The 14,256-nt window shown below is 63.4% G+C and carries 17 protein-coding genes and 1 other RNA gene; 10 read left to right on the forward strand and 8 right to left on the reverse strand.

Annotated features, from left to right (window positions below):
* Positions 1–22 precede the first annotated feature (22 nt).
* Both AACO21_RS08395 and rnpB read right to left on the reverse strand, forming a co-directional pair.
* Complete coding sequence (locus AACO21_RS08395; RefSeq protein ID WP_346192065.1) at positions 23–1,150, reverse strand: class I SAM-dependent methyltransferase; 1,128 nt, start codon at positions 1,148–1,150, stop codon at positions 23–25.
* A 64-nt stretch (positions 1,151–1,214) separates the two neighbouring features.
* Positions 1,215–1,608: RNase P RNA component class A (gene rnpB / locus AACO21_RS08400), an RNA gene on the reverse strand.
* 114 nt (positions 1,609–1,722) lie between these two features.
* Between rnpB and AACO21_RS08405 the strand changes: the two genes are divergently transcribed.
* Positions 1,723–2,214, forward strand: a complete 492-nt coding sequence (locus AACO21_RS08405) for an ankyrin repeat domain-containing protein (RefSeq protein ID WP_346192066.1) — start codon at positions 1,723–1,725, stop codon at positions 2,212–2,214.
* 30 nt (positions 2,215–2,244) lie between these two features.
* On the opposite strand, the gene AACO21_RS08410 is transcribed toward AACO21_RS08405, so the two are convergent.
* Positions 2,245–2,706: an Lrp/AsnC family transcriptional regulator gene (locus AACO21_RS08410; RefSeq protein WP_346192067.1), complete on the reverse strand. Its 462-nt coding sequence runs from the start codon at positions 2,704–2,706 to the stop codon at positions 2,245–2,247.
* A gap of 131 nt (positions 2,707–2,837) precedes the next feature.
* Here AACO21_RS08410 and leuA point away from each other — a divergent pair, with 131 nt between their 5' ends.
* Both leuA and AACO21_RS08420 read left to right on the forward strand, forming a co-directional pair.
* Positions 2,838–4,517, forward strand: a complete 1,680-nt coding sequence (leuA, locus tag AACO21_RS08415) for a 2-isopropylmalate synthase (RefSeq protein ID WP_346192068.1) — start codon at positions 2,838–2,840, stop codon at positions 4,515–4,517.
* 42 nt (positions 4,518–4,559) lie between these two features.
* Positions 4,560–5,477 (forward strand): HDOD domain-containing protein, encoded by a 918-nt coding sequence (locus AACO21_RS08420; protein ID WP_346192069.1) that lies wholly within the window; start codon positions 4,560–4,562, stop codon positions 5,475–5,477.
* Here the strand turns inward: AACO21_RS08420 and AACO21_RS08425 are convergent, their stop codons facing one another.
* Genes AACO21_RS08425 through rsmI form a run of 4 tightly spaced genes read right to left on the reverse strand, consistent with a single transcriptional unit; the run spans position 5,478 to position 8,622 of the window.
* Positions 5,478–6,275 (reverse strand): DUF3025 domain-containing protein, encoded by a 798-nt coding sequence (locus tag AACO21_RS08425; RefSeq protein WP_346192070.1) that lies wholly within the window; start codon positions 6,273–6,275, stop codon positions 5,478–5,480.
* The gene (locus AACO21_RS08430; protein WP_346192071.1) at positions 6,272–6,715 is read right to left on the reverse strand and encodes a hypothetical protein; all 444 of its coding nucleotides are present in this window, start codon (positions 6,713–6,715) and stop codon (positions 6,272–6,274) included. The genes AACO21_RS08425 and AACO21_RS08430 overlap by 4 nt, the downstream gene beginning before the upstream one ends.
* Before the next feature lie 9 nt (positions 6,716–6,724).
* Positions 6,725–7,759 carry a dihydroorotase gene (gene pyrC, locus AACO21_RS08435; RefSeq protein ID WP_346192112.1) on the reverse strand — a complete coding sequence of 345 codons (1,035 nt, stop codon included), beginning with the start codon at positions 7,757–7,759 and terminating at the stop codon, positions 6,725–6,727.
* A gap of 26 nt (positions 7,760–7,785) precedes the next feature.
* A complete protein-coding gene (rsmI, locus tag AACO21_RS08440) occupies positions 7,786–8,622 on the reverse strand; it encodes a 16S rRNA (cytidine(1402)-2'-O)-methyltransferase (RefSeq protein ID WP_346192072.1) in 837 nt (278 codons plus the stop codon).
* Positions 8,623–8,633: 11 nt separating this feature from the next.
* Between rsmI and AACO21_RS08445 the strand changes: the two genes are divergently transcribed.
* Genes AACO21_RS08445 through rfaE2 form a run of 5 tightly spaced genes read left to right on the forward strand, consistent with a single transcriptional unit; the run spans position 8,634 to position 11,181 of the window.
* Positions 8,634–8,996, forward strand: coding sequence for a YraN family protein (locus AACO21_RS08445; RefSeq protein ID WP_346192073.1), 363 nt, complete (start codon positions 8,634–8,636; stop codon positions 8,994–8,996).
* Complete coding sequence (locus AACO21_RS08450) at positions 8,974–9,336, forward strand: HIRAN domain-containing protein (RefSeq protein WP_346192074.1); 363 nt, start codon at positions 8,974–8,976, stop codon at positions 9,334–9,336. The genes AACO21_RS08445 and AACO21_RS08450 overlap by 23 nt, the downstream gene beginning before the upstream one ends.
* Positions 9,337–9,378: 42 nt before the next feature.
* Complete coding sequence (locus AACO21_RS08455) at positions 9,379–9,969, forward strand: phosphoheptose isomerase (protein WP_346192075.1); 591 nt, start codon at positions 9,379–9,381, stop codon at positions 9,967–9,969.
* A complete protein-coding gene (locus AACO21_RS08460; RefSeq protein WP_346192076.1) occupies positions 9,969–10,634 on the forward strand; it encodes a BON domain-containing protein in 666 nt (221 codons plus the stop codon). The genes AACO21_RS08455 and AACO21_RS08460 overlap by 1 nt, the downstream gene beginning before the upstream one ends.
* A gap of 58 nt (positions 10,635–10,692) precedes the next feature.
* On the forward strand, positions 10,693–11,181 hold the full coding sequence (rfaE2, locus tag AACO21_RS08465; protein ID WP_346192077.1) for a D-glycero-beta-D-manno-heptose 1-phosphate adenylyltransferase: 489 nt from the start codon (positions 10,693–10,695) through the stop codon (positions 11,179–11,181).
* Between the two features lie 34 nt (positions 11,182–11,215).
* On the opposite strand, the gene AACO21_RS08470 is transcribed toward rfaE2, so the two are convergent.
* Positions 11,216–11,809, reverse strand: coding sequence for a hypothetical protein (locus tag AACO21_RS08470; RefSeq protein WP_346192078.1), 594 nt, complete (start codon positions 11,807–11,809; stop codon positions 11,216–11,218).
* 159 nt (positions 11,810–11,968) lie between these two features.
* Here AACO21_RS08470 and AACO21_RS08475 point away from each other — a divergent pair, with 159 nt between their 5' ends.
* Entirely contained in the window at positions 11,969–13,015 is a 1,047-nt protein-coding gene (locus AACO21_RS08475) for a glyceraldehyde 3-phosphate dehydrogenase NAD-binding domain-containing protein (protein ID WP_346192079.1), read from the forward strand.
* 19 nt (positions 13,016–13,034) lie between these two features.
* Complete coding sequence (locus AACO21_RS08480) at positions 13,035–14,222, forward strand: phosphoglycerate kinase (protein ID WP_346192080.1); 1,188 nt, start codon at positions 13,035–13,037, stop codon at positions 14,220–14,222.
* Positions 14,223–14,256: the final 34 nt, after the last annotated feature.

Consider the following 14,256-nt stretch of genomic DNA (forward strand, 5'->3'; position numbering starts at 1 on the left):
ACCCGCACGCGCCCACCCTGATTCAGAGGCCGAGCCGCCAGAGCGACGTGACCTCGGCCCGCCGCGCGGCATGGAGCAGATCGCCCCCGGCCTGAGCCTTGGGGTGCACCGGGCGGGTATCCAGACGCCCCAGCACCCGCAGCCCGGCCGCCTCGATCCAGGAGAGCAGGGTCTCCCGACTGCGCAGGCCGAGGTGCTCGGCCAGATCCGAGATGATCAACCAGCCCTCGCCGCCCGGCTTCAGGTGCGCCGCCAGGCCGGCCAAAAAGCCGCGCAACATCCGGGAATCCGGATCGTAGACCGCATATTCAATCGGCGAACTGGGCTGGGCCGGTACCCAGGGCGGGTTGCACACGACCAGATCGGCCCGCCCCGCCGGGAAAAGATCGCATTTTTGCAGGTCGACCGTCGCCGACAGGCCCAGTTGCTCAAAGTTCTCTGCGGCACAGGCAAGTGCCCGCGGATCCTGATCGGTAGCCACAAGCTGCGGCACTCCGCGGCGCGCCAGAATCCCGGCCAGGATGCCGGACCCGGTGCCGATATCGAACGCCGTCCGGCAAACCGATGGCAAGGGCGCCTCGGCCACCAGGTTCACGTACTCGCCGCGTACTGGCGAAAACACCCCGTAATGCGGGTAAAGCCGCCCCTGCAAGGCCGGCACCGGAAGGCCTTTCTTGCGCCACTCCCAGGCGCTGATCACGGCCAGCAATTCGCGCAGGGCGAGCAGGGTCGGCTGGCCGGTCGACGCGCCCCAGGCTGCCTGACAGGCTTCCGCCACGGGCTGAGCACGGCGCAGCGGAACGCGATATTGCCCATCCACCAGCACCACCAGGCGGGCCAGCAGCCCGGCCCGGCGCCCTTGGCGCACACGGTGCAGTTCAAAGGCTTCGGCCGGCGTACGCGGTTTGCTGCGAGGCCCGTCGCGCAAGCGATCGACCAGACGCGTCAACGCCTGCATGAGGTGGCGCCCCCGTACCCAGTCGCCCTGCCAGAGCAGGGTTTCCCCCGCCTGCAGGCGCGCCAGGGCTTCGTCGGGCGAACAGGCATCGTTGATCGCCACCAGTTGCTCGGGCAGCGGCAAAGCCGCCTCCGAGCGCCACAAGGCGGGATGGGTGCCGGCAGCATCCTGCCAATCGAATTCAGTGATCATCGGGGGATTTTAAGGCCTGGGCGACGGTCGACCGTCGCCCAACGGCAAAATGCAGCAAAAATCAGTGGAAAGCCGGCCGATAAGCCGGGTTCTGTTCCCCCCTTGCGGGGTTCGGCAATCATTCCTCTAGGCCTGCCGTCACCGACAGGCTCAAGCAACCTACCCGGAAGCAGCGCGGGCCACGCCTGTTGCTTCCCTATTTGGTCTTGCTCCGGATGGGGTTTAGCGTGCCGTCGAACGTTACCGCCGACGCGGTGGGCTCTTACCCCACCGTTTCACCCTTACCGGCCGGGTTGCCCCGACCGGCGGTCTACTCTCTGTTCCACTTTCCGTTGCCTTGGTTCGCTCGACTTGCGTCTTGCGACTTATAGCACCCAGCCGTTAGCTGGCATCCTGCCCAATGGAGCCCGGACTTTCCTCCCGACACTTTCGTGTCCAGCGATTGCCTGGCCGACTTTCCGGGGCGGATTATAGTCGTGCGGGGCCCGCCGGACAAAAGATGCCATTTCAATAGCCGGAATTTTGAGTACAATTCGCGGTCCACGCTTTTGCCACAAAGATCCCACCACCGCATGCGCCCCAGCCCACTTCGCCAAGCCATCGAACACGGAGACCTCGCCGCCGTTCGTCGCGCCTTGCTGGATGGCGCCGATCTCGAAGAAGCGGACATCCACGGCAAACGCGGCCTGCCGCTGCGCCTGGCCTGCTTCCATGGGCACCTGGCGATTGTGCGTGAGTTGCTCGAACTGGGCGCCGACCTGAACGCCGACAATGGCGAAGGGCCGGGCGCGCCGCTGCGCATGGCACAGCGTGGCGGCCATCCGGAAATCATCGCGCTGCTTCGCGACTATGGCGCCAAAGCCCGCCAGATGACGACCTCCAATGTGCTCACCCACTTCGACCGTCGCCTGCATGGCGAACGCCGCCGCCGCCCCGGGGCCCCGCCGCATGGCATGCGTGAGCGTCGGGCCAGTGAAGACCGGCGTGGCACGTCGATCAATGAAGTAAACCTGTCCGCAACCCAGTGGGCCGATCTCTTCGGTAGCCGCCTGCGCGGCAACTGATCCTCCCCGGGCGCCCCCCCCCCGCGCCGCTCAAACGGGCAAGGCCGTACGGTCAACCACCTTGCGCAGCACAAAACTGGTATGCACCCCGGTCACGCCCTGAATACGCGTGATCTTGTTCAGCAACAGATCCTGATAGGCATCCATGTCGCGCACCACGACCTTCAACTGGTAGTCCGACTGCTGCCCGGTAATCAGCAGGCACTCCAGTACTTCGGGAATATCGGCGATGGTCTGCTCCAGATTGGCAAAACGCTCCGGCGTGTGCTGATCCATGGAAATGCCGATCAGCGCCATCAGGCTCAAACCCAGCTTTTTCGCATCAAGCAGGGCCCGGTAGCCGCTGATCAGCCCGGACTCTTCGAGCACCCGCACACGGCGCAGACAGGGCGACGGCGAGAGGCCGATCCGGTCGGCCAGTTCCTGATTGCTGAGCCGTCCCTCGCGCTGCAGGATGGTGAGAATTTCACGGTCGTAACGATCAATTTCCATTTGATGCCAAATTAAAAATAATTTGCGCAATTATCTGCCAATAACAACGAAACTCAAGACCCAATTCGCAAGCACCTGCGGCGCACTCCGGCTTAATATTTCGCCATCGCAAATCTTCTCCGAGATCCATCATGTCGCAGACCGCCAAATACACCGCCTTCCCGCCCATCGCCCTCACCGAGCGCCAATGGCCGAGCCGCAGCATCACGCAGGCGCCGATCTGGATGAGCACCGATCTGCGCGACGGCAACCAGGCCCTCTTCGAGCCGATGAATGCCGACAAGAAGATGCGCATGTTCAAGACGCTCTGCGACATCGGTTTCAAGGAGATCGAAATCGCCTTCCCGTCCGCCTCGGAAACCGAATTCGGTTTTGTCCGCAACCTCATCGAAGGCGGCCACATTCCCGAGGATGTCACCATCGAAGTCCTCACCCAGGCCCGCGAGCACCTCATCCGCCGCACCTTCGAGTCCTTGAAGGGCGCCAAGCAGGCCATCGTGCACGTCTATAACGCGACCTGCCCGACCTTCCGCGAGACCGTGTTCAACATGAGCAAGGCCGAAGTCGTGGCGATGGCGGTCGACGCTGTCCGCTTGATCAAATCGCTCGCCGCCGAGATGCCGGAAACGAAGATCACCCTCGAATACAGCCCGGAACTCTTCACCGCCACCGAACTCGACTTCGCCAAAGAAGTCTGCGATGCCGTCACCGCCGCCTGGGGCGCGACGCCGGACAACAAGGTCATTCTCAACCTCCCGACCACGGTCGAGATCGCCACGCCGAACATCTATGCTGACCAGATCGAATGGATGCACCGCAACCTCGAGCGCCGCGACAGCGTGTTGATCAGCCTCCACCCGCACAATGACCGCGGCACCGCCGTCGCCGCCGCCGAATTGGGCTTGATGGCCGGCGCCGACCGCGTCGAAGGCTGCCTCTTCGGCAACGGCGAGCGCACCGGCAACGTCGACCTCGTCACCCTCGCCCTCAACATGCATACGCAAGGCGTCGATCCGCAGCTCGACTTCTCGGACATCAACGCCGTCGCCCGCACCTACGAACACTGTACCCAGCTCCCGATCCATCCACGCCACCCATACGTCGGGGATCTCGTTTTCACGGCCTTCTCCGGCTCCCACCAGGACGCCATCAAGAAGGGGTTTGCCGCTCAAAAGGCGGATGAGCCATGGGCAGTGCCTTACCTCCCGATCGACCCGGCCGATGTCGGTCGCAGCTACGACTCCGTGATCCGGGTTAACAGTCAGTCCGGCAAGGGCGGCATCGCCTACCTCATGGAAACGGAGTACGGCGTCGTGATGCCGCGCCGTCTCCAGGTCGAATTCTCCGGCGTGGTGCAAAAGCACACCGACACGCACGGCGGCGAAGTCAGTGCCGAAGACATCTGGTCCTTGTTCAACCAGCACTATCTCGGCGCCAGCGCCCCGCTCCAGTACCGGGAGCATCACCTCTTCGAACACGGCGAAGCCCAGGGCATCCGTCTTGCCGTCGAGATCGATGGGCAGGCCACCGTACTTACCGGCGAGGGCAATGGCCCGATCAATGCGGCGGTCCACGCCTTGCAAACAGCCGGTTTCCAGTTCCAGGTGCGCAGCTACGAAGAGCGCTCGATGGTGCCGATGGGTGAAGATGGCAATGCCCGCGCCTGTGCCATGCTTGAAGTGGCCGCCAAAGGCAGCGGTGACTGCTACGGTGTCGGCATCGACAGCAATATCGTCACCGCCTCGATCCGCGCCCTGATCAGCGGCGTCAACCGACTCGGCCACGCTGCCCGCCTCGACGCCGCAGCCTGACCCCCTCCGTCCGGACGATGTTGCGAAGCGGCGGCTTCGGGTATGATCAGCGACCAGACCCAGCCGCCCCAGGAGCCTGCCATCGAAGCCAGACTGAATCCGGATGATGTTGCCAGCCGCATGAAGCTGGAATTGCGGGACATCGGCATTCCGCCACGGCCCGCCATCCTGGAAGAGCTTGACCGCGAACTGTCCAAGGATGAGCCAGATTTCATCCGGCTCGGGCACATCATCAGTGCCGACGTGGGCCTCTCCGCCGGCCTGATCAAGATCACCAACTCCCCTTTCTTCGGCCTGGGCAAGAAAGTCGGTACCGTTCAGGAGGCCTTGTTGCTCCTGGGCCTGCGTATCGTCGTGAACACCATTGCCGGCCTCGCGCTGCGCCAGACCTTCAAGCATGTGCCGATGATGGACCGTTTCTGGTCTGCCTCTGCCGCTACCGCACGTGTTTCCGGTGCATTGGTCCACGCACTGGGCGTCAAACACCATGTGCGACCTGAAGATGCCTACACCTTCTCGCTCTTCCGCGATTGCGGCATCCCGGTGCTGATGATCCCTTTCCCCCAGGAATACCGGGAGGTGCTGATCGATGCCAATAACGACAGCGAACGCCCATTCACTGCGGTGGAAGATGGCCGTCTGGGGATCAATCATGCGGCTGTGGGAACGGAACTGGCCCGCAACTGGTGCCTGCCGGACGAGATCTGCGCAGCCATTCAAAGCCACCACAATGCGGAGCAACTGGTTGAGAGCTCAGACGACGCCCTGCCGCCGCGCACCGCCCGGTTGATCGCACTGGCCCAACTGGCCGAATACCTGCTGCAGCAGCACACCGGCATGATGAAGAGCGTCGAATGGCAGAAACTGGGGCCATCTTGCCTTGCCGTACTCGACATCACCGAGGACGACCTGCCCCGACTTGCCGAGGCCTGCCGGGAAGCCTGCGAAGCAGACTATTGATCAGCCCGCACAAGCTGCCGTCGCGGTAGCCCGTCGTCCGGGCCTGAACTGCCAGGTATCGTCGTAGTACTGCGGCTGTTCGCTCTCCGGCGTCACACCGGGAATACCGAGCAGGGGCAGCGGTTGAAAATCCCGAGGCCGGGCATAGCGGCCGCTGGACAACTCGGCGGCCAACCAGGGATCGAGTCTGGCCAGTAGCGCCCGTTCATCCTGCACCAGCCAATCCGGCGTCACCGCATGCAGGATGGCCTTGGCGGTCAACCCGCGAAATGGGCTCAAAAGCGCTTCATAGGTCGCATGACCAAATACGATGAAACGCATGCTATGCCGCACCGCCTCACGGTGCGTCACGAACAATTCCTTCCAGGCAAACGCGCGCAACAGGTCCAGCAATTCGGGCTGTGTCGAGAGCACGACGATTCCGCACTCGTCGAAATGGGTCAGCGTATCCCGTATCTGGCCCCGCGCCGCACCTTGAGGCTGCATGGCCGCCACATGGGCTGCCGTCACGGCACGCTTGGTTTTCGGGAAGGCCAGCCAGACCAGGGCGTTGAAGAAATCGTGCCAGTTATCCGGCCGGGTTTCGACCTCGCCCCGCTCCCAGACCCGGCACTCATAGGCCAGGCCATCTTCCTGCGGCGCCACAAAGCTGACGGGAAAGCCATTCCCGCAATCGACCGGATAGGCGGCTGCCAGCGCACGGAGTGCCGCACTGTCCGGCACTGGCGGCAATTGGCTCAGCCAGTGCCGCAGTGGCGCAAACAGGGGCGAGGCATACGGCGCGGACGGCAAGGTCACTGAGCGGCCTTGTCGTCCGTTTCCCCCTCGGCCTTTTCAAAAACCAGCTCGCCCTTCTTGACCCGGAACGTACCGCGCAGCTCGCCCATGCCGCCCTCGGGATCACCCTCGATCTTGGCAAAATTCACACAGTTCTGCGTTTCGGTCGCATACATGCGCTTGTTGCCGACTTTAACGATGAAGGCGCCCGACTCCACCTGCCAGACTTCGACCTTGGTGTTCGGCGTGCCGGCTCCCAGGCTATGCCGGCGCATGCAGGCCGGCATCCGGGAGACGACCAGGGACAGGTTGACCTTGTTATCCCAGAAATAAGGCTGCTCGCGGATCAGCGAGAGCACATGCTCGCGGGTGTTATCGATCTCATACGTCGCGCCATCGTTGACACAGGCGGTCAGCAAGGGGGCAGACAGCACGGCAAGCAGCAGGGCGCGGTGTCGCATGGTCGATCCTCAGCGCAGTTTCCAGGACAGGGTTTCACCGGCGCGCAACGGCACAATGTCGTCAGTCGCCAGGTAGGGATAGGTGGCCGGCACGACCCAGTCTTCCTTGACCAGGGTGATACGGTCGCTGTTACGCGGCAGACCGTACCAATCCGGACCATTGAAGCTGGCGAACGCTTCCAGCTTGTCGAGCGCCCCGACGGCCTCGAAAGCCTCGGCATAGAGTTCGATGGCGGCATAGGCCGTATAGCAGCCGGCACAGCCACAGGCAGCTTCCTTGGCGCCCTTGGCGTGCGGTGCCGAATCGGTCCCGAGGAAGAACTTGGCACTGCCGGAGGTGGCCGCAGCGACCAGCGCCTCGCGATGGGTCTCGCGCTTGAGCACCGGCAGGCAGTACCAATGCGGACGCACGCCACCGAGGAAGATGGCATTGCGGTTGTAGAGCAGATGGTGGGCCGTGATCGTGGCGGCGACGGTCGACGGTGCTGCCGCCACAAATTCCGCCGCATCCTTGGTCGTGATGTGCTCCATCACGACCTTCAGCGTCGGGAAACGCTGCAGCAGCGGCTCAAGGACCGTATCGATGAAGACCTTTTCGCGGTCAAACAAATCGATCTGCGGATCAGTCACCTCGCCATGCACGAGCAGCGGCAAGCCGGCCTCGGCCATGGCGGCGAGGGTATCGTAGGCCTTTTCAATCGCGGTCAGACCGGCGTCGGAGTTGGTCGTCGCCCCTGCCGGATACAGCTTCACCGCTTTGACAAAACCGGCATTAGCAGCCTTAGCAATCTCACTGGCCGGCGTGTTGTCCGTCAGGTAAAGCGTCATCAGCGGCTCGAAGGTCATCCCGGCCGGCAGCGCCGCCAGAATGCGATCGCGGTAGGCTGCAGCCTGTTCGACGGTGGTCACCGGCGGTTTGAGATTAGGCATGATGATGGCACGGCCAAACTGGCGTGCCGTATGCGGCAGCACAGCCGCCAGCGCCTCCCCATCACGAACGTGGAGATGCCAGTCATCGGGGCGGGTCAGGGTCAGTTGCATAATGAAAACTCTGTGAATTTTTTCTAATTTTAACTTTTCAGCGCCAACGCGCGCTCATACAACGCATTTTTTGCAGCACCCGTGATCTGCGCTGCCAGTTTGGCAGCCTGCTTGGTCGGCAATCCTTCATCCAGCAGCAGCGCCAGCACCCGCTCTCCCTCTCCGTCATCCGCAGAGGCCGGGGCACCGGAGACAATCAGCACGAACTCGCCGCGCTGACGATTCGGGTCCGCCTTGAGCCAGGCCAGCGCATCGGCCAGCGGCACGGATTCGATCGTCTCGAACAATTTGGTCAGCTCGCGCGCTACCACCAGGGTCCGCTCGCCCAGCACCCTAGCCATATCCTCGACGGTCTCCAGCACCCGGTGCGGCGCCTCGTAGAACACCAGCGCCGCGGCCTGGCTGCGCAGCGACTCGAGGGCCTGACGACGCTGCCCGCCCTTGCTTGGCAAAAAACCATAGAACAGGAAATGCTCATCCGTCAGGCCGGCGGCCGACAGGGCAGTGACGGCGGCGCAGGCGCCCGGCAGGGGCACCACTTTGCAGCCCGCAGCCCTCACCGCAGCCACGATGCGCGCACCGGGATCGGAAATCCCCGGCGTACCGGCATCGGAAATCAAGGCCACGGATTCGCCTGCCTGCAATTTTTCAACGATGCGAGCGGCCGCCTCGTGCTCATTGTGCTGATGCGCCGGCAGGGTGCGTGCGGCAGCCCCCAGATGCTTCAGGAGCGGCGCGCTATGCCGCGTATCTTCTGCGGCCACCCAGGCGACGCTACGCAAGACCTCGGCCGCGCGCAGGGTCAGATCGCCAAGATTTCCGAGCGGCGTCGGGACGACATACAATGCCGTATATTCCAATATCATAGTGAATCGCGATGCAGGCAAAGGCCAACGATACCACCGGCGCACGCGGGCGCGAAGCCGAAGACGCAGCGGCACGCTTTCTCGAAAAACAGGGGCTCCGGATCGTCGACCGTAACTACCGGGTGCGCGGCGGTGAAATCGACTTGATTTGTCAGGACGGCAGGACCCTGGTGTTTGTCGAAGTTCGTGCGCGCAGCCGGAGAGACTTCGGTGGCGCAGCGGCCAGCATCACGCCCGCCAAACAGCGCCGACTGATCCTGGCGGCACGTCACTACCTCGGTTGTCGGCCGCCACCGCCCTGCCGCTTCGATTGCGTACTCCTCGACGGTCAACGTCTGGAATGGCTGCAAAATGCGTTTTCTGGCGACGCTTAGTCTGGCCCTTGCCTGGCTATCCGCGCAGGCGGCGCCTGCGTTGCTGATCCGCCACTCGCCCCTGGCCAGGAGTCAGTTTTATGCGCTGGACGATCTCTGGCCACAAATTCGCGTTGGCGACCGCTTGGCACTGGTTCGCGAACCCAATCACCGCCACGACAAAAACGCCATTCGCATCGAGTGGCAAGGACGCCAAATCGGCTATGTGCCCCGCGCCCATAACGCCCCGCTGGCGGCGGCACTGGACCGAGGACAGCACCTGGTCGCCCGGGTCTATCGACTGAACAGCCACCCGGATCCCTGGCAGCGGGTCGAGTTCGCAGTCTATGCCCCCCTCTGATGTAGAATGCAGCTTTCTTCCCCGCTTTACGCTCAAGGACTTATGGATCTGATTGCCCGCGTTGCCAAGCACTTCGAAGACAGCGCCCAAACCAAGCTCAATGCCGTCGAGTTCCTGGCGGCACCGATTGCCGCTGCCATCGAGACGATGACCAACAGCCTGATCAATGGCGGCAAGATCCTGGCCTGTGGCAATGGCGGTTCCGCCGGGGATGCCCAACACTTTGCCGCCGAGCTGATCGGCCGCTTCGAGGCCGAGCGCCAGGAGTTGGCAGCCATCGCGCTGACCACGGACAGTTCCATCCTGACGGCCGTCGCCAACGATTACGCCTTCAGTCAAATCTTCTCCCGCCAGGTGCGCGGCCTCGGCCACGCCGGCGATATCCTGCTGGCCATCTCGACCTCCGGCAACTCCGGCAATGTCATCGAAGCCATCCATGCCGCCCACGAACACGACATGCGCGTCATCGCCCTGACCGGCAAGGGCGGCGGCCAGATCGGCGACCTGCTCCGCGACGACGACATTCACCTGTGCGTCCCGGCTGACCGCACGGCCCGCATTCAGGAAACCCATCTGGTCATCATCCATTGCCTGTGCGATGGCATCGATGCGCTCTTACTCGGAGTCGAATAATGCGTCACGCTCGCCTGACCCTGGCTGCAGCCACCTTGATCGCGGCCCTGCCGCTGCTTCAAGGCTGCTTTCCTGCCGTCGTCGCAACGGGGGCCGCTGTTGGCGTCATGAGCGCCCATGACCGCCGCTCCACCGGCACCCAGACGGACGACGAAACGACCGAATGGAAGGCCGCGAAGGCCATCCCGGCCCAGTACGAAAAAACGGCACACATCAACTTCACCTCCTACAACCGCCATGTCCTGATCACGGGCGAGGTCCCCAATGACGAAGCGAAGGCGGCCGTTGAAAGTGAAGTGCGCAAGATCGATGGTGTCCGCGAGGTCTACAATGAGTTGGGCGTTGGCCCCGCCTCCTCGCTCGGCAGTCGCAGCAACGACGCTTATATCGATTCCAAGGTCAAAGCACGCCTGGTCGACACCAAGCAAATCTCGGCCAACCACGTCAAAGTGGTCACCGAGCGCGGCATCACCCACCTGATGGGTATCGTGAACGAGCGGGAAGCGAAGATCGCCATTACCGTGGCCCGCACGACCGACGGCGTACGCAAGGTCGTCAATCTGTTCGAGATCCTGCCGGAGCAGGAAACACGCCGCATCGACAACCAGACGCTGGGCGCCCGCAAGTCAGAACCGGCCCAACCGGCGCCGGTCGAAAGCCGTTGAACCCTGACGCCCCTTGATCCGGGCGGCCGCGTGGCCGCCCGTTTTATTTGGAACTGCCATGAACTACCCCCTGCCTGGCTTTGAATCGAAAATCTGCCCGCCTGACGCGTTGACCGCCAGAAGTGCGGCCCTGGCACGCCCGCTCGTGTTTACCAATGGTTGTTTCGACATCCTGCACCGGGGACATGTCACCTATCTGGCCCAAGCTGCTGCACTGGGCGCCAGTCTGGTTGTTGCTCTGAATACCGATGCTTCGGTAAAGCGCCTGGGCAAAGGCGATGATCGCCCAGTCAACTGCCTCAACGATCGCCTGGCCGTCATGGCCTCGCTGGCTTGCGTTGCATTGGTCACCTGGTTCGATGAGGACACGCCGCTCCAACGCATTCTGGACTGCCGGCCGGAAGTCCTGGTCAAAGGCGGCGACTGGCCAGTCGACAAAATCGTCGGCTGCAACGAGGTCCGCGGCTGGGGCGGGGAGGTCCACTCGATCCCCTTCATTCACCAGAAGTCGACCACTGCCTTGCTGGAAAAAATACGGCGACTGTAAGACGTTTTGCCTGCGCCTTTCCGCCAGCCCCCCCCTACAGGCTTTGGCTGCTTACAACCAAGGGACCATCACCTGCGGCAAACGCAGCATCCATCGGCGCAAAGATAAACTCACCTCCCGCGGTGGCGGCAGCGCTGCTTTTCTGCACCGGAATCCGGCTTTCACGCAGGAAGGCCTCCTGATCCTCCGGCTCGCGTCCAAGCAAGCGTGTGCGGATACGCTCATTGATTTCAGCCTCGACGGCGGCCCGTTTCTCCGGGGGCAACTTCGCCAGATCCTCTTCGGTCAGGCCCAGTTCTTTCAAAATCGCTTCGCGCAAACGCTGAGCTGGCGACTTTTCGAGATAATCCTTGAGTTCCTGGGCCACCGCCGCATGCAGGGCTTTTTGCGCTGCCGCCTTCTCGGCGGCAATTTCCGCCGTGCTGCGTGTCCGTTTGCCGGCAGCCTGCGCTGTGGCGGCAGGTGCGGCCTCTACCTTGGTGCGGGTGTCCGATACGACCACTGCGCGCTGGCGGCCCAGTGCAGCCTGAAATTCAGCGGCGAAGGCAGGATTGTCTTCCGTGCCCACCAGCGCCTGCGTCCGCGTACTGCGCGTGCTCATGTTGGCCAAAATAAGGTCTGTCTGCATGATGCATCCTCCTGGTCAGCCAGGAAGCAAATATCACACCCGCATTAAACAGGCTGAAGCACCGAAGTGATACACACTCGATCAACGCGCGCTGCAAAACTCGGATTTATGCCGACAAACGGGTAAAATCCTGCCTTTCTTCGCTTCCAGATTGGCACCGTGCCTGGCCTGTCCCGCCCCCTTCGCATCGCCATCAACGGCTACGGCCGGATTGGTCGTTGCTTTTTGCGGGCGCTGCACGAGTCGACCGTCGCCGCCCCGTTCGAGGTCGTTGCCATCAATGAACCGGCTGACCTGGACAGCATGGCCTACCTCACCCGCTACGACTCGACGCATGGCCGCTTTCCCGGGCTGGTGGAAGCGGTGGGCGGGCAGTTGCTGATCAACGGCCATCCGATCCGCGTCACTCACGGCAAAACGCCGGAGACGGCGGACTGGTCCGACATTGATCTGGTGGTGGAATGCTCCGGTGTCTATGGCCGACGGGCCGAACTCGGCCGCTTCATCGCCGCCGGCTGCCCGCGCCTGCTGCTCTCGCATCCGGGCGCCAGCGCAGCGGATGTCGACGCGACCATCATCGCCGGCATCAATCAGGACACGTTGACCGGCAAGGAGCGCCTGGTCTCCGCTGCGTCCTGCACGACCAACGCGGTGGTCCCGATCCTCGACCTGCTCGACCGCGAACTGGGCATCGAACAGGCCCTGCTCAGCACCCTCCACTCGGTCATGAACGATCAACCGCTGATCGACGGCTACCACCATGACGACCTGCGCCGCACCCGTTCGGCCATGCAGTCGATCATTCCGGTGTCGACCGGCCTGGCCCGCGGCGTCGAGCGCCTGCTGCCGCAACTGGCCGGGCGCGTGCACGCCAAGGCGATCCGCGTGCCGACAACCAACGTCTCGGCCATCGACCTGACCCTGAACACCCGCCACCCGGTCGATGTGACCCGCGTCAATGCCCTCCTGCAGGAGGCCTCGCGCGGGCCGCTCAAGCGCCTGGTGGCCTATTCCGAGGCGGCCCACGCCTCGATCGATTTCAATCACGACCCCCATTCCGCCATCGTCGATGGCAGCCAGACCAGCACAGCGGGCGATCATCTGATCAACCTCTTTGTCTGGTTCGACAACGAGTGGGGCTTTGCCAACCGCATGCTGGAAGTGGCGGACCACTGGTCGCGCCGCTGGCCGGCCAACCCAACATAACGCACAGGAGAATCCATCCATGAACGTCATCAAGCTGACCGATCTCGACGTCGCCGGCAAGCGCGTCTTCATTCGCGCCGACCTCAACGTGCCGCAGGACGAAGCCGGCAACATCACCGAGGACACCCGCATCCGCGCCTCGCTGGCCTCGATCAAGTACTGCCTCGAGAAGGGCGCTGCCGTCATGGTCACCTCCCACCTCGGCCGTCCGACCGAAGGCGAATTGAAGCCGGAAGACACCCTGATGCCGGTCGCCGTGCGTCTCGGCCAGTTGCTGCACACGCCGGTCCGCCTGATCCAGGATTGGGTTGAGGGCGGTTTCGAGGTCAAGCCGGGAGAAGTCGTCCTGCTTGAAAACTGCCGCGTGAACAAGGGCGAGAAGAAGAACAACGACGAACTGGCCCAGAAGATGGCCAAGCTGTGCGACGTTTACGTCAATGACGCCTTCGGGACCGCCCACCGCGCCGAAGCGACCACGCACGGCATCGCCAAATTTGCCCCGATCGCCTGCGCCGGCGTGCTGATGGGTGCCGAAATCGACGCGCTGGGCAAGGCCCTGCACGAACCCAAGCGCCCGCTGGTCGCCATCGTCGGCGGCTCCAAGGTCTCCTCCAAGCTGACCATCCTCAAGTCGCTGGCCGACAAGGTCGATCAGCTGATCGTCGGCGGCGGCATCGCCAACACCTTCCTGCTCGCCTCCGGCAAGCGCATCGGTGACTCGCTGGCCGAACCGGATCTGGTCAAGGAAGCCCACGCCATCATGGACATCATGAAGGCCCGTGGCGCCGAAGTGCCGTTGCCGACCGACGTCGTCGTCGCCGACGAAGTCTCTGCCCTGGCCCGTGCCAACAAGATCTCGGTCGACGATGTGGCCGCCCATGACCGCATTCTCGACGTGGGTCCGAAGACGGCCGCCCGCCTCTCCGAAATCATCGCCAATGCCGGTACCGTGGTCTGGAACGGTCCGGTCGGCGTGTTCGAACTGCCGCAGTTTGCCGGCGGCACCAAGATGATGGCCTCCGCCATCGCCCACTCCGAGGCCTTCTCGATCGCCGGCGGCGGTGACACGCTGGCTGCCATCGCCAAGTTCCACATCGCGGACGATGTCGGCTACATCTCGACCGGCGGCGGCGCCTTCCTGGAATTCCTCGAAGGCAAGACCCTGCCGGCCATCGCCGTGCTGGAAGAACGCGCCGCGGCAAAATAAGCCGTGGCAGGCGGTTGACCGTCGGCGACGGTCA

The sequence above is a fragment of the Dechloromonas sp. ZS-1 genome (genome assembly GCF_039649255.1).
Classification (GTDB): Bacteria; Pseudomonadota; Gammaproteobacteria; order Burkholderiales; family Rhodocyclaceae; genus Azonexus.